18 protein-coding genes are annotated in these 20,151 nt (G+C 44.9%); 5 read left to right on the top strand and 13 right to left on the bottom strand.

Annotated elements, in window-relative coordinates:
• Window positions 1-33: 33 nt before the first annotated feature.
• Complete coding sequence (locus tag AC3WJC_RS14835) at window positions 34-1,326, top strand: alpha-L-fucosidase (protein WP_492399886.1); 1,293 nt, start codon at window positions 34-36, stop codon at window positions 1,324-1,326.
• 82 nt (window positions 1,327-1,408) lie between these two features.
• Here the strand turns inward: AC3WJC_RS14835 and recA are convergent, their stop codons facing one another.
• The 6 genes from recA to AC3WJC_RS14805 form a co-directional block, all read right to left on the bottom strand.
• Window positions 1,409-2,416 carry a recombinase RecA gene (gene recA / locus AC3WJC_RS14830; protein WP_492399885.1) on the bottom strand — a complete coding sequence of 336 codons (1,008 nt, stop codon included), beginning with the start codon at window positions 2,414-2,416 and terminating at the stop codon, window positions 1,409-1,411.
• Window positions 2,417-2,521: 105 nt separating this feature from the next.
• Window positions 2,522-3,283 (bottom strand): endonuclease III, encoded by a 762-nt coding sequence (gene nth, locus AC3WJC_RS14825; RefSeq protein ID WP_492399884.1) that lies wholly within the window; start codon window positions 3,281-3,283, stop codon window positions 2,522-2,524.
• A 207-nt stretch (window positions 3,284-3,490) separates the two neighbouring features.
• Entirely contained in the window at window positions 3,491-3,688 is a 198-nt protein-coding gene (locus AC3WJC_RS14820) for a hypothetical protein (protein WP_492399883.1), read from the bottom strand.
• 215 nt (window positions 3,689-3,903) lie between these two features.
• Window positions 3,904-6,750: an excinuclease ABC subunit UvrA gene (uvrA, locus tag AC3WJC_RS14815; protein ID WP_492399882.1), complete on the bottom strand. Its 2,847-nt coding sequence runs from the start codon at window positions 6,748-6,750 to the stop codon at window positions 3,904-3,906.
• A 131-nt stretch (window positions 6,751-6,881) separates the two neighbouring features.
• Complete coding sequence (locus AC3WJC_RS14810) at window positions 6,882-7,376, bottom strand: hypothetical protein (RefSeq protein WP_492399881.1); 495 nt, start codon at window positions 7,374-7,376, stop codon at window positions 6,882-6,884.
• Between the two features lie 32 nt (window positions 7,377-7,408).
• Window positions 7,409-9,049: an ABC transporter substrate-binding protein gene (locus AC3WJC_RS14805; protein WP_492399880.1), complete on the bottom strand. Its 1,641-nt coding sequence runs from the start codon at window positions 9,047-9,049 to the stop codon at window positions 7,409-7,411.
• Window positions 9,050-9,199: 150 nt separating this feature from the next.
• On the opposite strand from AC3WJC_RS14805, the gene AC3WJC_RS14800 reads away from it, so the two are divergent.
• On the top strand, window positions 9,200-9,679 hold the full coding sequence (locus AC3WJC_RS14800) for a hypothetical protein (RefSeq protein WP_492399879.1): 480 nt from the start codon (window positions 9,200-9,202) through the stop codon (window positions 9,677-9,679).
• Window positions 9,680-9,775: 96 nt separating this feature from the next.
• Here the strand turns inward: AC3WJC_RS14800 and AC3WJC_RS14795 are convergent, their stop codons facing one another.
• The gene (locus AC3WJC_RS14795; RefSeq protein WP_492399878.1) at window positions 9,776-10,909 is read right to left on the bottom strand and encodes a lactonase family protein; all 1,134 of its coding nucleotides are present in this window, start codon (window positions 10,907-10,909) and stop codon (window positions 9,776-9,778) included.
• A 66-nt stretch (window positions 10,910-10,975) separates the two neighbouring features.
• A complete protein-coding gene (locus AC3WJC_RS14790) occupies window positions 10,976-12,316 on the bottom strand; it encodes a pseudouridine synthase (protein WP_492399877.1) in 1,341 nt (446 codons plus the stop codon).
• A 266-nt stretch (window positions 12,317-12,582) separates the two neighbouring features.
• On the opposite strand from AC3WJC_RS14790, the gene AC3WJC_RS14785 reads away from it, so the two are divergent.
• Window positions 12,583-13,317, top strand: coding sequence for a lytic transglycosylase domain-containing protein (locus tag AC3WJC_RS14785; protein WP_492399876.1), 735 nt, complete (start codon window positions 12,583-12,585; stop codon window positions 13,315-13,317).
• A 66-nt stretch (window positions 13,318-13,383) separates the two neighbouring features.
• On the opposite strand, the gene AC3WJC_RS14780 is transcribed toward AC3WJC_RS14785, so the two are convergent.
• The gene (locus AC3WJC_RS14780) at window positions 13,384-13,815 is read right to left on the bottom strand and encodes an FAD-dependent oxidoreductase (RefSeq protein WP_492399875.1); all 432 of its coding nucleotides are present in this window, start codon (window positions 13,813-13,815) and stop codon (window positions 13,384-13,386) included.
• Between the two features lie 23 nt (window positions 13,816-13,838).
• A complete protein-coding gene (locus AC3WJC_RS14775; RefSeq protein WP_492399874.1) occupies window positions 13,839-14,111 on the bottom strand; it encodes a hypothetical protein in 273 nt (90 codons plus the stop codon).
• A 304-nt stretch (window positions 14,112-14,415) separates the two neighbouring features.
• Between AC3WJC_RS14775 and AC3WJC_RS14770 the strand changes: the two genes are divergently transcribed.
• Complete coding sequence (locus AC3WJC_RS14770; protein WP_492399927.1) at window positions 14,416-15,597, top strand: asparagine synthetase B; 1,182 nt, start codon at window positions 14,416-14,418, stop codon at window positions 15,595-15,597.
• 86 nt (window positions 15,598-15,683) lie between these two features.
• Here the strand turns inward: AC3WJC_RS14770 and AC3WJC_RS14765 are convergent, their stop codons facing one another.
• From AC3WJC_RS14765 to lpxK, 3 genes are read right to left on the bottom strand one after another with little or no spacing between them, the layout of a single operon-like run.
• Window positions 15,684-17,792: a putative porin gene (locus AC3WJC_RS14765; RefSeq protein WP_492399873.1), complete on the bottom strand. Its 2,109-nt coding sequence runs from the start codon at window positions 17,790-17,792 to the stop codon at window positions 15,684-15,686.
• Window positions 17,792-18,607, bottom strand: a complete 816-nt coding sequence (locus AC3WJC_RS14760; RefSeq protein WP_492399872.1) for a purine-nucleoside phosphorylase — start codon at window positions 18,605-18,607, stop codon at window positions 17,792-17,794. Before AC3WJC_RS14760 ends, AC3WJC_RS14765 begins: the two co-directional genes overlap by 1 nt.
• Window positions 18,570-19,631 (bottom strand): tetraacyldisaccharide 4'-kinase, encoded by a 1,062-nt coding sequence (lpxK, locus tag AC3WJC_RS14755; protein ID WP_492399871.1) that lies wholly within the window; start codon window positions 19,629-19,631, stop codon window positions 18,570-18,572. The genes AC3WJC_RS14760 and lpxK overlap by 38 nt, the downstream gene beginning before the upstream one ends.
• 148 nt (window positions 19,632-19,779) lie before the next feature.
• Here lpxK and AC3WJC_RS14750 point away from each other — a divergent pair, with 148 nt between their 5' ends.
• On the top strand, window positions 19,780-20,109 hold the full coding sequence (locus tag AC3WJC_RS14750) for a hypothetical protein (RefSeq protein WP_492399870.1): 330 nt from the start codon (window positions 19,780-19,782) through the stop codon (window positions 20,107-20,109).
• The last annotated feature ends 42 nt before the right edge of the window (window positions 20,110-20,151 follow it).

Here is a 20,151-nt window from a genome sequence, read left to right as displayed (position 1 = left end):
TGGTGTAAATTTGGAGTTACCAATTGTACATCAATGAAAAAAAACCTCTACTTATTCTTTCTGCTATTTGCTGTTACTATAGTCAAAGCGCAGCAAGGCTACCAACCATCCACATCAAACCTTAAAGCCCGTGAGCATTTTAAGGATATGAAATTCGGCATGTTCATTCACTGGGGCATCTATAGTACCCTGGGCGATGGCGAATGGGTGATGGACACCCGCAAAATACCTTATAACGATTATAAACGCCTTGCCGATTTTTTTAACCCCCAAGCCTTTAACGCTAAGGAGTGGGTTGACCTGGCCAAACGTGCCGGTATGAAGTATATTACCATAACGTCCCGCCACCATGATGGGTTCAGCATGTTTGATACTAAACAGTCGGATTATAATATTGTAAAAGCTACTCCTTATAAAAAAGATCCGATGAAGGAATTGGCTGAGGAGTGCCAAAAGCAGGGTGTTGAACTTCGCTTTTATTATTCGCTGCTGGATTGGGGGCGTTCTGATTATGCTTATAAAAGCCCGATAGTTAACGGCGTGCCTGAAAAAGGCGATTGGGGCAGCTACATCAATTTTATGAAGGCACAGCTTACCGAACTGATCACTAATTATCCGGCAGTTAAAGGGATTTGGTTTGACGGGCACTGGGATCGGAAGAATGCGAACTGGCATTATGATGAGATCTATAGCCTGATCCATAAATTAGGGCCTGATATTATGATCGGTAACAATCACCATTTGGAACCGATACCGGGCGAAGATTTTCAGGCTTTTGAAAAGGATTTGCCGGGTAATAATAAAACAGGCTTTAGTGCAGATGCGAAAATTGGCAACCTGCCATTAGAAACCTGCGAAACCATGAACGGCAGTTGGGGTTTTAATATTAACGACCGCAACTATAAATCGGTAAAAGAGTTGGTGCATTACCTGGTTAATGCCGCCGGTTTGGATGCTAACTTTTTATTGAACATTGGCCCGATGCCTAATGGCAAAATTCAACCGGAGTTTGTGGATACGCTTGGTAAAATAGGCGCCTGGATTGACAAAAATGGCGAAACCATTTATGGTACCCGCGGTAACCTGATAAAAGCGCAGGCATGGGGTACCGTAACCGCGAAGGGGAAAACGGTGTACGCGCACATCCTTAAACCCACGGACAATAAGCAAATATTAATACCCGACTTTAAATTTTCACCAAAAAGTATAACTGCCTTTAACGGGGGTAAAAAGCTAAAGTACAAAAAAAGTAAAACCGGATTGATTGTTTATACTGATGAGCTTCCGGCTGATGATATTGATCAGATAGTGAAGATCACTTATTGATCAGTAAATCCGTGTACGTAAAAAAACAGGCTGCTTTAAATGAATAAAGCAGCCTGTTTTTATATTGTAGAATGGATAAAGCTTATGCTTCTTCCATGCTTTCACCGGTTACGGTTTGTTTGATCTTGACTTCCAGTTCTTCCATCAGTTCCGGGTTATCCAGTATCAGTTGTTTAACCGCGTCGCGGCCCTGGCCTAAGCGGGTTTCGCCGTAGCTAAACCATGAGCCTGCTTTTTTAATGATGCTGTAATCAACACCCAGATCAATGATCTCGCCTGCTTTAGAGATACCTTCGCCAAACATAATATCAAATTCAGCCAGACGGAACGGAGGCGCAACCTTGTTTTTAACAATTTTTACCTTAACGCGGTTACCTGATACTTCGTCAGTATCTTTAATTTGCGATATACGGCGTACATCCAAACGTACCGAAGCGTAGAATTTTAACGCGTTACCACCAGTGGTAGTTTCAGGGTTACCAAACATTACACCGATCTTATCGCGCAATTGATTGATAAATATGCAGCAGCAGCCGGTTTTACTGATGGTACCGGTAAGCTTACGCAAAGCCTGCGACATTAAGCGTGCCTGCAAACCCATTTTCGAGTCGCCCATTTCACCCTCGATCTCGGCCTTTGGTACCAATGCGGCAACCGAGTCGATCACCAGGATATCAATAGCGCCCGAGCGGATCAGGTTATCAGCGATCTCCAGAGCCTGCTCGCCGTTATCAGGCTGAGAGATCAACAAGTTCTCTACATCCACACCTAATTTTTTGGCGTAAAATTTATCAAAGGCGTGCTCGGCATCAATAAATGCGGCTATGCCACCTTTTTTTTGTGCTTCGGCAATAGCGTGTATGGCCAAAGTTGTTTTACCTGATGACTCAGGCCCGTATATTTCAATTACCCTTCCTTTGGGCAAACCGCCAACCCCTAAAGCTATATCAAGACCGATAGAACCGGTTGATATTACTTCAGTAGGCTCAACAACGGTATCGCCCAATTTCATGATGGTGCCTTTTCCGTATGATTTTTCCAGCTTATCAAGCGTAAGCTGTAATGCCTTCAATTTATCTGCGTTACTCATCTTTATTTATTATGTAACAAATATAAAACTTTAATTTATAAATACTAAAAAAATTAGTAAATTATTATGATTGATGTGTAAACATAATCAACAGGATAGGGCTATTCAAATATCTTTATCAACAACGCGCTTATTAAGCTCTCTGGTAATAACCGATAACTTTTTCTTTTTGGCGGCCTCTTTGGCCTTACGGGTTTTTAATGCTTCGGCTTTTAACAGAGCGGTTTCGGTATTGGCGCGTTCGTAATAGCGGCAAAACCAGGTTAATGGGCATATTTCGCATTTGGGCGATCGTGCTACACAAATATAGCGGCCGTGTAAAATAAGCCAGTGATGGGCAACGGCCAGTACATCCTGCGGCAGGTATTTAACCAATTCCTTTTCAACGGCTAATGGCGTGCGTGCGTTGTTGGTTAGTCCTATGCGGTTAGCCACCCTGAAAACGTGCGTATCTACCGCTATAGCCGGGGCATCATACACCACCGAGGCGATTACATTGGCGGTTTTGCGCCCCACGCCCGGCATCTTTTGCAATTGATCAATAGATGATGGTACTACGCTGTTAAATTGCTCAACCAGCATTTTACCCATGCCTGCCAAATGTTTGGCCTTGTTGTTAGGGTAGCTTACACTGCGTATGTACGGAAATATCTCATCGGCGTTAGCGGCGGCCAAACTCTCCGCATCCGGAAAGCGTTCAAAAAGTGCGGGGGTGATCTGGTTGATGCGCTTATCAGTACATTGGGCTGAAAGAATAACCGCTACCAGCAACTGGTAAGGCGAATTGTAATGCAGCTCGGTAACCGCGTCGGGTTGGTTTTTTGAGAAGTACTCTACAAAATGATAATAGCGTTCCTTTTTTTGCATGGGTATATTAACCTGAACCAGCAAATACGCCGGTACAGCAAAGGTATTCAGTTTACAGGCCGAATAATAATGTTATTGAAATTTGGGGGAGGGGAGTAATGGCTAATGGGTCATAGTTCACCCGGTTTTAACACCGGTACTTTTATCTTTCAGATCAAGATAACCTTACCGATACCCGTGAACTATGAGCCATCAACCTCCGTGTTTTTACTTGATGCTTTTTGAATAATCAAGTATGCGGTGAATGGTTTGAAGCCTTGGTTGCACTTGCAACTGGTTCAGATCCGTACGGAGCGAGTGAAAAAACATCATATCGTCCGCATTCAGATTTTCTGTATGCCCTTTTTCTTTCACTATAAAATGATTAGTGACCGCAAATAAATTTTTTGTAGAGGTTTCGTCCATACGCCTTTTTATGTTTTTTATAAATCAATAACGCAAGCAAATGTGAAATATTTTGCTTTTTAAAAAAATCGCTAAAAAAATTTCATCAAAATTTCATGTTGGGTTCAAAGCCTGCTCCCGGATGGATACAGGCTTTATTAAGCAAAACTTGCCGTATGGAGGTTTACGTATTAAACGTAGTATGGTTGCAATATTATTTAACTAATAGTAATTATTTATTTAATGTTCATCTCCTTTTTAAGAAAACGGCCGGTAAAGCTATCCTTAACCTTACATAAACCTTCGGGCGTGCCCGAGAATAATATCTTGCCTCCGCCGGATCCACCTTCAGGCCCGAGGTCTATCACATGGTCAACCACCTTAATTACATCCAGGTTATGCTCGATCACTAAAACCGTGTTGCCTTTATCCACCAATTGGTATAGCACACCCAGCAGCACGTTGATATCCTCAAAGTGCAAACCAGTAGTCGGCTCATCTAAAATATAAAAGGTGTTGCCGGTATCTTTTTTTGAAAGTTCGGTAGCCAGTTTTACGCGCTGCGCTTCACCGCCTGATAACGTGGTTGATGATTGCCCGAGTGTGATATAGCCCAAACCTACATCAAACAAGGTTTTTACCTTACGGTGAATGGATGGGATATGCTCAAAAAAGCTGGTGGCATCTTCAATGCTCATGTCCAGCACATCGCTGATGGATTTGCCACGGTAGCGTACCTCCAATGTTTCGCGGTTGTAGCGTTTGCCGCCGCACTCTTCGCAGGGCACCTGTACATCGGGTAAAAAGTTCATTTCGATCACCTTCATGCCCGCGCCCTGACAGGTTTCGCAGCGGCCGCCCTTTACGTTGAATGAGAAACGACCGGGCTTATAACCACGGATCTTAGCTTCAGGCAATTGCACATACAGGTTACGGATGTCAGAAAATACACCCGTATAAGTAGATGGATTTGAGCGTGGTGTACGACCGATAGGTGTTTGGTCGATCTCGATCACCTTATCAATATGTTCCAGACCCTCAATACTGCCATAAGGCAATGGTTGCTTTTTGGCGCGAAAGAAGTGGTGGTTCAGAATCGGGTATAAGGTTTCGGCTATCAGACTTGATTTACCGCTGCCCGATACCCCGGTAATGCCGATCAGTTTACCCAGCGGAAACTCTACCGATACATTTTTAAGGTTGTGGCCCGTGGCTTTTTTAAGTGCCAGTTTTTTACCGTTACCTTCCCTGCGTTTTTTAGGGATGGCTATTTCACGCTCGCCGTTTATGTATGAGGTGGTAAGCGTATGCTCGGCCATTAGTTGCTGCGGTGTACCCTGGGCTACAATTTGTCCGCCATGTACGCCGGCTGCCGGCCCCATGTCTATCACATGGTCAGCCTCTAAAATCATATCCTTATCGTGCTCAACCACCAGTACGGTATTGCCCAAGTCGCGCAGGTTTTTGAGGGCGTTGATCAGCCGCTCGTTATCGCGCTGGTGCAGGCCGATGCTTGGCTCATCCAGAATGTACATTACATTCATGAGTTGCGAACCAATTTGCGTTGCTAGCCTGATGCGCTGCGCCTCCCCACCCGATAAGGTTTTGGCGGTACGGTCAAGCGTTAAATAGCTTAATCCAACATCCAGCAAAAAGCCAATGCGGGCGCGGATCTCTTTCAATATCTCGCGGGCAATAACGTTTTGGCGTTCGTTTAACCTGTCCTCAATGTTATCAAACCAGCTTTGCAGGTTATTAATATCCATGCAGGCCAGCTCAAATATGTTCTTTTCGTCTATTTTAAAATGCAGCGATTCCTTTTTCAGCCTCGCGCCGCCGCAGGTAGGGCAGGTGCGCAGCACACGATAGTTTTCCATATCGTCCAGGTCATCATCGCCGCGGCGTTCCTGCTGCTCTTCCAGCATTTTAATAATGCCTTCAAAATTGATGGTATAACTCTGAACGTTCCATTTATTGTACTCAACAGCAACGGTTATTTTTTCTTCGGTACCGTTAAGTATAATGTCAATCTTATCGCGTTCGAGCTTTTCAATAGGTGTGGTTAACGAAAACTCAAACTTTTTAGCCAGCGCTTTCAACACCTGGAATATCCAGGTTTCGCGGTACTCGCCCAGCGGGGCTAAGGCACCGTTTTGTATACTTAATTTGGGGTTAGGAATAACTGATTTTTCATCCACCTCAAAAATATAACCCAGGCCGTTGCACTTATCGCAAGCGCCATACGGCGAGTTGAACGAAAAGGTATTAGGCTGCGGCTCGTCATAAGATATGCCCGATACCGGGTCCATCAGGTATTTACTAAAATAGGATACATTGTTATCCTTATCGGCAATGCGGATGATGCCTTTGGCCAGTTTAAGTGCCGCCTGTACCGAACTGTAAAGTCTTTTGCTATCCTTTTCGCTGATCACCAGGCGGTCAACCACAATATCAATATCGTGTATCTTGTAACGGTCAACCTGCATTTTGGGGGTAACATCCATAATGGCGCCATCAACCCAAACCTTGAGGTAACCTTGCTTGCGGATCTGCTCAAACAACTCGCGGTAATGCCCTTTACGGCCTTTTACGGCCGGTGCCATAATGTTTACCGGCTGCCCGTCAAACTTTTCGCTGATGGTGCGTAATATCTGGTCCTCGCTCATGCGCTCCATTTTTTCGCCGGTGGAGTAGGAATAGGCCTCGCCCGCGCGGGCGAAAAGCAGGCGCATAAAATCGTAGATTTCGGTAATGGTACCTACTGTTGAGCGCGGGTTTTTGCTGGTGGTTTTTTGCTCAATGGCAATTACCGGACTAAGGCCCGATACCTTATCCACATCCGGCCGCTCCATACCGCCCATAAACTGGCGCGAGTAAGCCGAAAATGTTTCCATATAACGGCGTTGCCCCTCGGCATAAATGGTATCAAACGCCAGCGATGATTTACCGCTGCCGCTTAGCCCCGTTACCACCACCAGCTTATTGCGCGGAAACGAAACATCAATATTTTTGAGGTTATGCACCCGAGCGCCATAAACTTCTACTTCGCTTTGTTCGCCCAGGTCAACAGTTTTTTCAGTCATACAGTATATTGAACAATATTAACCGCATACATACCGCTTGGTTTGGCCGGGATGTATTTTGCTAAAATTTTTTGCAAATATAGTTAAAAAGCCTGTGGTTTGATAAGGTGGAGATCTGAAACAATTATAAGCTAATCTTTTGGGCGTTCGCCAATAATGGAACTCCAGAATGCTATTACATCTTCAATGATTGTTATTGCTTCTATTGATATATTACCTATCTCAATATGTGTAAAAGCAATTGGGAATGTTGCAGGTAATGGTATACACATTGATATTTGAGGTAGTACCTTTTTCTTTTCAGAATGTTTAGCGTGATTACAAAAGATCCTTATAAATCTTAGCTTATGATTTATATCAGATAATTGATTTTCGTCAAATTCAAAATTATCTTGACCTTTCATAACCCTTACTTTTTCATCTGCTATATTTTTTAATTTATTACTGATATTATTGCTTTTCTGCATCCATTCAGGCGTTGAGTTAAGAGTCAAAAAGCAATTAGCAAGGTCATAAACATGAAGTGTCTTTTGATAAACCTGTAAATCGTATTTCGCTTTTTCAAACCAATCATAATAGTTATTTAATGTTGGAAGTCTTTCAAAGGTGATTTTTTTAGCTGTCATAAGATTGAATTAGATTATTTGCTGTATTAACGTCATGACTTCCTCACCCGCTTCAACACCAGCAAATTTTGCGCGTTCCTGGCATAACCGCTGATATTATTCTGATACAGATTCACCAGTTTATCATAATACAATACCACCACCGGCGACTGGCTCATCACCAGGTTATCCATTTTACGGTAGAGGGCATACCGTGCCGAATCATTATTTACCCGGTAGGTTTGCTCAAAAAGCCGGTCAAACTCCTTGTTGTTAAAGCCGGTGTAATTGGGGCCAAAGGGTATCTTGTTTTTGGAATAAAAGACAGAGAGATAATTCTCCCCGTCCGGGTAATCAGCGATCCACGATCCACGGAAAAAGTTAACCCCGTTTTTGGCGATCAGTTCGCGCAGGCTGGCTCCCTGGGTAACTTCCACTCGGGTTTTGATGTTCACGCGGTCCAATTCGCCTTGTATGTATTCTATCAGATCGCGGTAGGTGGTTGTGGTGTTTAACACAATTTCGGGCAGGTTGCGGCCATTGGGAAAGCCGGCTTCAGCAAGCAGGCGGCGCGCTTTATCAGGATTATAGCTGTAACCGTTCACCTGTCTGCCATCAAACCCCGGCATACCCTGCGGAATAAAACCGGCATAACCCGGCGTACCAATGCTATTGCGCAGGTACTTGATCATTTTTTGCTTATCAATGGCGTAGTTAATAGCCTGCCGTATCTTCAATCTTTTTAACGGCGATTTTTTTACGAGGGCGATATTGGTATCAATCAGTATGCCCAGGTATTCCGTATTCAAATACGGCCTGATATTCATGGTGAACTTTCCCCGATACTTGCTGGTTAGCTTGCCCGATTTGGTAAGAATGTCATCGCGATAGCTACCATCAATGCCATTAAAAAAATCCAGATCGCCTTTAATAAATTCCATAAAGGCGGTTTGCTTATCGCTGATAAAGCCTGCCTTTATCGCATCAAGATAAGGTAATGGATGGCCCGCGCTGTCCTTTTCCCAGTAGTATTCGTTTTTTAGCAGTACCATCACCTCGCGCTCTTTCCAGTATTTGAATTTAAACGGACCGGTACCGATGGGGTGGCTGCGAAAATCCTTACCGTAATGCTCTACCACTTCGCGCGGTACTACCGAACAGTATTGCGCGGTAAGCAGGCTCAATAACGGCGGAAAAGGCTGCTTTAATTTGATGATGAACGTACTATCGTTTTGGGCGATGAAGGAATTTTTACCCGCTACCTTATCGCTAAAGATCCATGAGCCGGATGAGGCCACCTTTGGATCGATCAAACGGCCGAAGCTGTACGCGAAGTCAGCGGCTACGCACCTGCGCCCCTTGCCGCCGTGAAACAGCGGATCGTCATGAAAAAAAACGTCATTACGCAGATGGAAAGTGTATTGCAAGCCATCGGTACTAATGTTCCAGCTTTTGGCAATGCAGGGTATGCTTTTCAGGCTATCGTTAATATGCACCAGGCCATTATAGAGCTGATTATCCATCCAAAGGGCATTCTGGTTGCGGGCAAAAGCCGGGTCAAGCGAGGTTAAGCCATCCTCCAGGTTGATGTTAAATATGGTACGGCTGTCATCCCGGTAATTATCACGACAGCTTATAAATGTAAGTGCTAATATGAAGCCAATAAAGGTTTTTGAAAAGCGAACAGGTATCATATTAATAATGTATATATAAATAATATGCAATTAAACCTTTAATATAAGGCTTAATCAAACAATCGTGCCGCAAAAAATAAGCCGCATATAAAAACTGTCAACCTTTTGACAAAAGATATGTTATACACAACAAATAATAAATACAAAGACATGAAAAAGCTATTTCAATACACCTTAGCCATTTTAGCCCTAACCGTTGTAATTTCGGCGTGTTCAAGCACCCGCAGCACTACCTCATCACACGTTCCGCGCGACAGGTTTGTAAACACCTGGGTATGTAACACGGTTACTTATGAGGGTGGTTTATTACCCAACGCCGTACAATCTGCATTTGACCAAGCACCACCGAGCGCCTTTGTTGGCAGCACATGGAAGCTGACCAATAGCGGTAACGGTATGTATACACTAAATAACGGTACATCACAATCTATCTTTTGGTCGGTATTTGAAGGCCCTAATGGTACACAGTTCCAGTTTAAAAAGATATACGAGGGCGATAAAGCTAAAAACGTAGCCGAAGGTTACCGCCTGGATGTAGGCGCAGCCAATAAAGAAACCCTTGTATTAAAAACACCGGTACCTATCGGCGCGCAAATGGGTTATGTAGTTTACACATTCAGTAAAAAATAATATTAATTTTAATATATAGCAAAAAGGCAGGATCAACGATCCTGCCTTTTTTTACCCCACCTAAATCCTCCCCAAAGGGGAGGATTTAGGTGGGGTTTACATCGCCGGCGTAAACTTCAAGCACACCGGCTTATCAACCTGTGTTGAAGTTACCATAACACCGATCTTCCCTGTTGCCGGGTCGAGTTTAAATACGTTAATGGTATTGGTATCCTGGTTGCCTACCAGCAAAAATTTTCCGGTTGGGTCGATCACGAAATTACGCGGAGCCTTGCCGCGGGTTGGGGTGCGGTTTATGAAAGTCAGCATGCCGTTTTCGCTGTTGATGGCATAGGTTACTATTTCATTGGCATCGCCACGGTTTGAGGCATAAACAAAACGCCCGTCCGGCGATACATGGATATCCGCAGCACCAACCGCACCCTTAAAGCCATCAGCCAGCATCGTTACCGATTGTATTTGCTTTGGCTTGCCGCCATTGTATTCAAACGCGGTTACCTGGCCGGTAATTTCCTGCACTACATACATGTACTTTTTATCGGGTGTAAAATCAATATGGCGCGGGCCGCTTCCTGGCGATACATTAATTACTTCAACCGGTGCCGGGCCTAAGGGCTTTGAGTCGCCGCTGTTGTATTTTTTAATGTTGATCTTATCCGTACCGAGGTCAGTCATCAACAGGTACTTTTCATCCGGAGATAATACCGCGCTGTGTGCGTGCGGGCCTTCCTGGCGTTGCTTGTTAACGCTGCCGCCCTTATCCTGGATAACCTGCGCCGCCGGTTTTAATGAACCATCCTCATTTACGGGCAATGCCGCGAATGATCCGCTGCCGTAGTTCGCTACAAATACATGCTTCCTGTCCTCATCTACCGAGATGTAGCATGGTGATGAGCCGCCGCTTTTTTGCTTATTGATAAAGGTGAGTGTGCCCCCTTTTGGCTCAAAGCTATAGGCGTAGATTTCGCCATTGTCAGTTTCGCTTACGGCATAAACAAACTTTTTATCCTTATCGATACACAGGTATGATGGGTTGGGTACATCCTCACTTTGACTGAGGTAAGCCAGCCTGCCGGTTTCGGCATAAAAACGATATACGGATATGCCCTTGTTATTCTCGGTATTGTAGGCCCCAACAATCAGATCGAATGTTTTAGGGCCTTTCTTTTTGTTTTGAGCCTGCATTATAACAGGAGAGAGCAAGGCCAGTGCCAATAATAATTTTTTCATAACGATATAGGTGTTAATAATGCAAGTTATGTAAAATCAACAAAAAAGCCCCTAACGGGGCTTGTATTATAATAAGTGCTTTAACTGTATTAGTTCCTTTTCTTCAAGGTGCCGCCAGCGGCCACGGGGCAAATCCTTTTTGGTAAGCCCGGCATATATCGCCCTGTCCAGTTTAACTACCTCGTAACCTAATGATTCAAATATGCGGCGCACAATACGGTTTTTACCGCTGTGTATCTGTATGCCAATCTCACGTTTTGTACCGCCCTGAACGTACGATACCGAATCAGGTTTTATTAAACCATCTTCCAGCTCAATACCATATTCAATCTTATTTAAATCGCCCTGGGTTAGGCTTTTGTTCAGTTCAACCTGGTAAAGCTTAACAATGTTGCTGCGCGGGTGCGACAGCTTGTCGGCCAGGTCGCCGTCGTTGGTCATCAGTAATAAACCCGTTGTATTGCGGTCTAAACGGCCAACCGGGTAAATACGTTCTTTGCTGGCTTTTTCAACCAGGTGCATTACGGTACGGCGCTCCTGCGGATCATCGGTAGTTGTGATATAATCCTTTGGTTTGTTAAGCAGAACGTACACCATTTTTTCGCGCTTCAGTGTTTCGTTGTTATAACGAACAACATCCTTAGCCGGATCAACCTTAAATCCTAACTCAGATACCACTTCGCCATTTACTGAAACCACACCCGCCTCGATCAACTCATCGGCTTTGCGGCGCGAGCATATACCGGCATTGGCTATATAACGGTTCAGCCTGATCAGGCCATCATTTTCTTTCTTTGGCTCCGCCGGATTTTTACGGCCGCGCATGGTTCTGTTTGGCGCGTTGTTGGGATCGTCAAAATTCCTGGTGCGGCGGTCATCTCTTTCGCGGTAAGGTTTATCCTTAAAGTCAGCGTTCTCGCGCTTTTTATAGCTGCCTTCGCTACGGCCACGGGTATTTCTGTCGCCGCCAAAGCTTTTTTGTGGCCTGTCGCCATCTGTTGGGCGACCGCTGTATGGTTTTGAGCGCGATGATGAAAACGGCTTTTTATCGCCAAACTCACTGCTGCCCTCGGTATTGCGTTTTGGCCTGTCGTCGAATTTATCGGTCCGTCCGGAAAACGGCCTGTCGCCACGGGATGCAAAGGGCTTATCGCCACGGGATGCAAAAGGCTTGTCGCCACGTGCTGAAAACGGCTTGTCGCCACGTGCCGAAAACGGTTTGCGGTCGCTGGTTTTATCTTTGTCGAATTTTTTTGAGGGATTGTAGTTATCATCTTTGTCACTTTTGGCGGAGAATTTACCGCGTGATCTGGATGATGGTCTTTTTGAGTCGTCACCTTTTGAGAATTTTCCGGGTGATCGGGTGGACTTGTCGTCGCGACTGTTCCCTGGTCTTTTAAATACCATAATTTTTTGTTTTACGCTTCGCAGCGGGGTAACAAAGTTAGGTTTTTTAAACGGATTTTACAACTTTTTATATTAGCGCAAAAACCGTGTTTAACAGTACTTTACAGCCGTTTTTTGAGGCCTTGAAAAACCGCCAAAACACTAAGTAAATTGTAAGTATTTGATAATGTGATTTATATAACGTACTTTTGCAGCAAGTTTTACATATTGTACACTAAATGGTAGAAAAAGAAATGACAAAAAAACACTTAATTACGTGCTCCGTAATGTTGGTGGTAGTTATCATTTCGGCTTTTGATCTTTCTAATGCAACAGTAGTTAAACGGCCAAGTGTGGCGCATAACGCAACCCGGTTCGCACTAATTGAACCGCCCAAAAATGAGGTTGCCGATTATAGTTTTGCCGAAGAAAATTTGCCCGTTGAAAACAAACGGGTAAACCGCAAAATGAGCTATTCGCTGTGGATGCATTCTTACACAAAAGTTCAGTCGAACATTCTGCATATTAAAGCAGAAAAGCTATTTCCGGTAATTGAACCGATACTTGCCCGGTACGGTATTCCCGAAGACTTTAAGTACCTCCCGCTGGTTGAGTCGGGCCTTCGCGAAGGCACTTCACGCAAAGGGGCACGTGGCCCATGGCAGTTTATGCCGGGTACCGCGCGCAGCTATGGCTTAAAGGTTAACAAGACAAAAGACGAACGCTTAAATATGCGTAAATCAACCATTGCAGCATGCAAGTACCTTAACGAGTTATATAATGAGTTTGGTAGCTGGACGCTGGCTGCCGCCGCTTATAACAATGGCTCAATTAAGCTGGAGAGAGCCATGCACAAGCAAAATGAGGACAACTACTTCCGCATGCACCTTAATCGTGAAACCGGCATGTATGTTTACAAGCTGGTAGCCATGAAACAAATTATTGAAAACCCTGAGAAGTACGGGTATAAAGAATTTTACGCGCAGGTAAATTATAACACCAACCTGCTATCGTTAAATTAACTATTACCATTACGGAGCACAAGTAAGCCTGCCTTTATGTATTAAGGGCAGGCTTTTTTATAGGCATTAAAATCGTTCTTCAATAAATTCCTTACCTGCTGCTACACCGGCCATGCCCCCGCTTGCAACAGCCGCCGATACAGCGCGCATTGGCGAGGTGCAATCGCGCAGGCAAAAATACCGGAGTATGCTGGTTTCCTGCATCATATCTACCTTAATATAACCCTGTTCGGTAAATTCACAGCCCAGTTTTTCAGTAACATCAATATGCTGAACAAATGGCACACGGGCATATAACGCTTTTAACGCATGCGCCTCACCATTGCTTAATATTAATTGTTTAATGTAACCATCCTGATGCTCAAATTTGTTTGCCGGTATTTGAACAACTTTAATGTTATTTCTCTCCAAAGCCCGGCGTTGTTCTTCACTGAAACTGGCTTCGCCATTGGTAAAAACGGTTAACTTTTTAGTCCAGTTTGAGATGAGTTGGGCCAAATCGTAGCCTACATCTCTGTTAGCTAAAATTCCGGTTTTTCACGGTATTCACAGCCATGGTAGATGGATATGCCCCAGCATTCGGCAAAGCCTTCAATCTCCGGAAATATGTCCTTAATCCCTGTCGCTATAATCATCTTTTGGGCGTGATAAGTAATATTGATATCTGCTACGGTCAGTTCAAAATTGTCGGAGCTGCCGGTAACTGCCGTAACGGTTGCGTTAAGGCTGGGGTATGCCGGCACATCTTTTTTGGCAGCGGCATGCATCTCGGCCGGTTTCAAGCCATCTTTCATAATAAAGTTGTGCGAGTGTGGCGTTTGGCGGTTGCAGAGTTTGCCGCTATCAATAATCAAAGTATTGTATAACGACCGGTCAAAAAAAGGCGAAAGCAGAAATGGTGTTGATTATTGACTAATGACCACGAACAATTGACAAACAAATTATTCGTTACATTTGAATATGAACGCACGCCAAAAAAAGCTTTCACCTTTCACCTTTCGCCTTTCACCTTTCACCTTTAAGCTTTCGCCTATAATCATCTTTCTGCTTTTCGCTTTCAGCTTCAATATAGCCAAGGCATCATCATTACTTATACCGATGGATGAGGAACAGAAGGATCACCTGAAATCGTACGGCATAGCTTTTTGGATATTGCAGAACGGCGGCGAAGTAGAATGGTTGCTTAATTACCGCGGCGGTAGTTTTATGATGGCTTACAGCCAGAAAACAGAGGCCGAATGCAAAATTCGCGGCGTGAGCTACCAGGTTATCGCGGATGCCGCCGCAACAGGCATACTTAGCGAGGTAAGCGATCCATCCGTAAATATGGATGTGGTTAAGCTGCAAAAGCCGCCCAAAATAGCGGTGTACTCGCCCAAAAGTAAACTGCCCTGGGATGATGCTGTTACCATGGTGCTCAAATATGCCGAGATACCCTATACCGTTATTTATGATGAGGAAGTAATAAAAGGCGAACTGCCCAAGTATGACTGGCTGCACCTGCACCACGAGGACTTTACCGGCCAATACAGTAAATTTTACGGAGCATACCGGTACGAGCAATGGTATGTTAATGATGTAAGTACTCAGCAGGCCACGGCAAAAAAACTGGGCTTTAACAAAGTATCAAAAATGAAACTGGCAGTGGCGCAAAATATTCAGCGTTTTTGCGCGGGTGGTGGGTTCCTGTTCGCGATGTGCGCGGGTACTGATACTTTTGATATAGCCCTCTCTGCCGCTAATACTGATATTTGCGAGGCCATGTTTGATGGTGATGGTGCCGACCGTGCCGCCCAAAGCAAGCTTGATTTTAGCCAGACATTCGCCTTTCAGAATTTTAGGCTGGATATGAACCCGATCTCGCACCAGTTCAGCAATATTGATGTGAGCCAAACACGGGCTGTTGAACGCAGTAAAGATTTTTTCACTTTATTTGATTTTTCGGCCAAGTATGATGTGGTGCCCAGTATGCTCACGCAAGATCATGACAAGGTAATTAAAGGCTTTATGGGGCTTACCACCGCCTATGCTAAAAATGTATTGAAGCCCGGCGTAACCATTATGGGCGAAATGAAGACAGCCAACGAGGCCCGCTACATTCACGGCGAATACGGCAAAGGCCAATGGACATTTTACGGCGGCCACGACCCGGAAGATTACCAGCACGCCGTAGGCGACCCACCCACTGACCTGAAACTGCACCCTAACTCACCTGGTTACCGGCTGATACTCAACAATGTATTGTTCCCCGCGGCGAATAAAAAGAAGCAGAAGACATAGGTGAGAATCAGGAATTAAGAAACAAGAATTGAGATGAATAGTTAAATCTTAATTCATGCCTCTTAATTCTTGAATCTTAAGAAAATCTACTGAAAAAACGTCCAGCTAACGCCTAATTTTAACAGGGCATCCTGCATAGGGTAGCGGTTAACGGTGTAAAAGCCTTTGCTGAACAGTCCCTGGTTAACGTAATCGTACTGCACAAATATATTAACGTGATCAATAGTGCCTTTAAAAAAGGCGGTGGCTACCGGGTATGAGCTAAAGGTAACATCCGGCCCGTTATAAAACTGGCCTAAGCCGGTAGCATAAGATGGTGCTACGTAACGTGTATTGTACCGTAGCGTAACACCCAGGTTATTATACAATACCTTAAACCAGGTTGATGCAAAATACAAGCTGCCGTAAGCGTAGATCTCCGGTGTGCGCAGAATATCCTGATAGTCGGTTTTTTGATAAACGCCGTAAGCATCCAGGTGCCATTTACGCCAGTTGAGGTTTTTACCCAGGCTTACCTTGATCATGTTGATAGGCGTACCCATCTGTTCCGGGTGCGCGTCGGTACCGCCGGGCTGTGCTGCAAAGTATATATAGTCGTTTATTAAAAAGTATTCCGCTTTCAGGTCAAGCTGCAGGGGAGTGTTGATATAGTTAAAAGAGAGGTTAGTGGTTTTAACATTGCTAAAGCTGTTGTTAAAAATATAATGGTTTGATATCCATCGCGTAGCCATTAACGGCGGCGAGGCATTTTGCAGGTAAGCGCCTAAAACAATACGCCCCACTTTGTTACTACCCCCAATCATCAGCTTGGCATCGTATAAAAAGTTACCAAAATCTCGCCCGGCTACAATTTGCCTTACATCGCCATCCAGCAATATACGGTCACTTAAACGGTAACCTATATGGCCCTTAACGGTAATATTCTGAAACAATTCGTTCTGCATTTTATTGTTGCGGATGTACAGGTTGCCAAACTCGTTGGTACCGGTATCCAGCACGTGCTGGGTGTAGTTGTACAGGTCATGCTCCAGCCCCAGATCCAGCTTAGCCTCGTTTTTCGCTTTTTTGCCACGCAGGTAAAAGCTGTACGAAAAATCGTTGTGCATACGGTTTACCGTCAGCGAATCATTTGAGCGGCGTGAGCTGAAGTAGTAATCCGGGAAAACATTATACGTGTCAATATCATCCTGCAAAAACTGGTACTTGCTGAGGGTATAGCTAAAAGTGTGTGTTACACGCTGTGTTGGCAGCAAGGTAGCCTTGCCCTTGGTTTTTACACTATCAACATGCCCTATAAAGTATGATTGCCGTAAATGGATACCGGCGGTTTTCCACTGCGTGTAACTTTGGGGCAGGCGCACCTGTTCCAGCGTTTTATCAAAGGTAGGGTCGGGGTCGGTAAATATAATGTCGTTTTTGAGTATCGCCCCGCTTTCGGGTGCTTTCAGGTTATTGTAGATCAGGTTGGCCAGCATGTTATACCGCTTGCTTTTTGACTCGTACCAGGTAAAAAACGCGGCGTTAACATCACTCACATTTTGCCTTAAAACGCTGTTGCTGCTGTAAAAGCCCTTTGAGCCGTTAAAGTTGAGGTTAAAGCCCACGTTAAAGCGCGGGTTTACATTTTGAGCATGGGTTATCCTCACAAACTGCTCTTTTGAGCCACCACCCACGTAAAACAGGTTGGTATATTGTACCCTTGCGCGGTAATAGTTAATATCTTCCGGCTTGATCAGGTATGGGTCGAGCGAGTGCAGGCCTACATCAAAACCAATGGTTTTCGCGGGCTCGAACAGCAAGGCGCGCTGCTGAATACCGGTATAACCACCCAGGCTGATCCGCGGACTACGGGGCTGGTTCAACGGCCCGTAATTCTCAAAATTGCGCAGGCTGGTATCTAAGGCAAAATCCTGCGTACTGTCGCCCATAAAACGTTCAGAGCTTACCCGTATCCACGAGGCATCAAACACGATCGAATCTTCTTTTTCATCCTCGCGCTTGCGCAGGGTGTCCATCAGCGCGTCGCCGCTAAGTTGTTTTTGAGGCGTGTTGCGGCTGGTATCGCGCATGTAATTGGGCGTACGCTGGCCGGGATATTGGGTATTGCCGCTCCCGTTAGTAGGGAATTGCGCGAACACGGCCTGAACGCTCAGGCTGAACAGTAAGATCAGTATATATTTCAGCTTGGCAAGCATTAGTTTCCTGCTATCAGTTCTTTTAATATCAGCGTAAGTTTGGGTTCGGCTTCCTGCGCTACGGCCAGTATCTCCTCTAATGATACAGGCGTAAGCACCTCCGGGAAGCCCTCGTCGGTTAATACCGATATGGCAAACACCGGCAGATCCATGTGGCGGGCAACAATAACCTCGGGCACGGTACTCATGCCAACCGCGTCGCCGCCAATTATGCGCAGGTAGCGGTATTCGGCACGCGTTTCCAGGTTAGGGCCTGTAACCGCCACATAAATACCCTTATGGCAAACAATATTATTGGCCGATGCGATATCAAGCGCCTTGCCGATCAGATCAATACGGTAAGGCTGGCTCATATCCGGAAAACGCGGACCAAGCTCAAACTCATTACGGCCGATCAGCGGGTTTTGCGGCTGCAGGTTTATATGATCCTCGATCACCATCAGATCGCCTTTTTTAAAGCCGGGGTTTAACGAGCCGCTGGCGTTGGATACATACAGGGTTTTAATACCCAGCATTTTTAATACCCTTACCGGAAAGGTGATCTGCTGCATGCTGTAACCCTCGTAATAATGCAACCTGCCCTGCATAGCCACCACATTAACGCCGCCCAGCTTACCAAATATCAATTTGCCGGAATGAAACTCAACGGTTGATATCGGAAAATCAGGAATGTTGGCATACATCAACTGCTTTTCGATCTCCATTTCATTAACCAGGCCACCCAAACCGGTACCTAATATAATGCCTGCTTCGGGCACAAAATCGCCAATACGGCTTTTAATGTATGCTGTTGTGCGATGAATATTCTCTAACATAACTTTTTATAAGGGCGGTAAATTCCTGTTCGCCGTCAATAAATTTAACACCTATGGGTAACACTAAAAAAGGCAGTTTATTAACCAGCGGCAGCAGTTGCTGTTCACCTAAACGCTGCGCATCCTTTTCTGTTGTGATAAGCAGTTTTTTTTCTGCCGTGCAGGCCACGAATTCATCAGCAAGTTTACTTATATTTTTTAAGCTGAACTGATGATGATCAGGATATTTATGATGAATAATTTTAGCTGTAAAACTTTGCAGATACTGTAACAGCGGAGTTGTACTGGCAATGCCGCTCAGTAAAAACACCGTTGTATCCGCATCAATTACCGCGTTGGAAACACTGCCATCCAGCCGTTGCAACGGCTGATAAGCGATGGATGTAAAATAAACCTTTTGAAATGCGAAGGGCTTTAAGCGCTCCGCAAGCTGTTCCCTGTCATTTAGAGTAAGCGAGTGCGGGCATTTACTTACTATTAATACATCGGCACGCCACCGGCCTAAAAACGGCTCGCGCAGGTTTCCCGCGGGCAGCATTAAGCGCGGCTCATTGATCCGGTTATAATCAAACAATAAAACACTAAAGCCCGGCTTTACCGCGCGGTGCTGGTAGGCATCATCCAATATAATAACTTCATTGGCGGGCATCAGCTTTTTTATGCCTGCAACCCTGTCGGCGCAAACAGCAACGGTAACATCGGCAAACTTGTTTTTAAATTGCGCGGGTTCATCGCCTACCTGTGTTGCCGCCGCATTTGTACCGGCTTCCAGGTAACCGGCTGTTGAACGACCATAACCACGGCTAAGGGTAGCCACTTTATATTCATTTTTTAGCAGGCGGATGAGATACTCCGTCATGGGGCTTTTGCCCGCGCCGCCTACATCAAGGTTGCCTACGCAAATAACCGGAAAGTTAAACAGCGTACTTTTAAGGATGCCGGCATCATAAAGCCAGTTACGGGCGCTTACCACCAGGCCATAAATAAGCGATAACGGAAATATTAACCAGCGCAGGTATTTCATAATAAGCCGTAAAGATAGCTAAAAGCAATGTTATGCATCTACAGGCCGGGCCAAACCGGTGCCCGGGAATTTATCCCTTAAATACTACGAGTAATTTTTGTACTATTGAGGCGTTATATACCGCTACCTGTTTTTATATTTGTGATGAATGAAGGTGAAAGACTTTAAGGTTTTAACGGCAATGCTGTTCATTACTATCTTTTTTTCAAAGATGGTAATATCAGTAGCGCCTGTTATTTTTCATCTGGATAACAAGGTAGTTAAGGCGGTGATCATGCAACTTGAGCATGAGAGCAAAGAGAAAGACACTGCCGAAAAAGACCTCTGCAAGGAAAAGAAATCATTCGACGAATATTATACCCAACTGGTTCGCTTTAAGCTGCATGTAGTTGAAGTGAACATATTGCACAATCAGGAAACCCTGATCTACCATTGCGCTTACGCTCCTGTAATACTTACCCCTCCTCCAAACGCCTAAGTAGTACTGCTAATTTTCGGCTACACGCCCTTTTTGTAGGGT

It is taken from the genome of Mucilaginibacter sp. FW306-07-L (assembly GCF_058782065.1).
This window is presented reverse-complemented; position numbering and strand designations above follow the sequence as displayed.

Coding starts and splice junctions, on each gene's coding strand:
- AC3WJC_RS14835 (WP_492399886.1), top strand. CDS start 34: ATGAAAAAAAACCTCTACTTATTCTTTCTGCTATTTGCTGTTACTATA.
- recA (WP_492399885.1), bottom strand. CDS start 2,416: ATGAGTAACGCAGATAAATTGAAGGCATTACAGCTTACGCTTGATAAG.
- nth (WP_492399884.1), bottom strand. CDS start 3,283: ATGCAAAAAAAGGAACGCTATTATCATTTTGTAGAGTACTTCTCAAAA.
- AC3WJC_RS14820 (WP_492399883.1), bottom strand. CDS start 3,688: ATGGACGAAACCTCTACAAAAAATTTATTTGCGGTCACTAATCATTTT.
- uvrA (WP_492399882.1), bottom strand. CDS start 6,750: ATGACTGAAAAAACTGTTGACCTGGGCGAACAAAGCGAAGTAGAAGTT.
- AC3WJC_RS14810 (WP_492399881.1), bottom strand. CDS start 7,376: ATGACAGCTAAAAAAATCACCTTTGAAAGACTTCCAACATTAAATAAC.
- AC3WJC_RS14805 (WP_492399880.1), bottom strand. CDS start 9,049: ATGATACCTGTTCGCTTTTCAAAAACCTTTATTGGCTTCATATTAGCA.
- AC3WJC_RS14800 (WP_492399879.1), top strand. CDS start 9,200: ATGAAAAAGCTATTTCAATACACCTTAGCCATTTTAGCCCTAACCGTT.
- AC3WJC_RS14795 (WP_492399878.1), bottom strand. CDS start 10,909: ATGAAAAAATTATTATTGGCACTGGCCTTGCTCTCTCCTGTTATAATG.
- AC3WJC_RS14790 (WP_492399877.1), bottom strand. CDS start 12,316: ATGGTATTTAAAAGACCAGGGAACAGTCGCGACGACAAGTCCACCCGA.
- AC3WJC_RS14785 (WP_492399876.1), top strand. CDS start 12,583: ATGTTGGTGGTAGTTATCATTTCGGCTTTTGATCTTTCTAATGCAACA.
- AC3WJC_RS14775 (WP_492399874.1), bottom strand. CDS start 14,111: ATGAAAGATGGCTTGAAACCGGCCGAGATGCATGCCGCTGCCAAAAAA.
- AC3WJC_RS14770 (WP_492399927.1), top strand. CDS start 14,416: ATGGATGAGGAACAGAAGGATCACCTGAAATCGTACGGCATAGCTTTT.
- AC3WJC_RS14765 (WP_492399873.1), bottom strand. CDS start 17,792: ATGCTTGCCAAGCTGAAATATATACTGATCTTACTGTTCAGCCTGAGC.
- AC3WJC_RS14760 (WP_492399872.1), bottom strand. CDS start 18,607: ATGTTAGAGAATATTCATCGCACAACAGCATACATTAAAAGCCGTATT.
- lpxK (WP_492399871.1), bottom strand. CDS start 19,631: ATGAAATACCTGCGCTGGTTAATATTTCCGTTATCGCTTATTTATGGC.
- AC3WJC_RS14750 (WP_492399870.1), top strand. CDS start 19,780: ATGAAGGTGAAAGACTTTAAGGTTTTAACGGCAATGCTGTTCATTACT.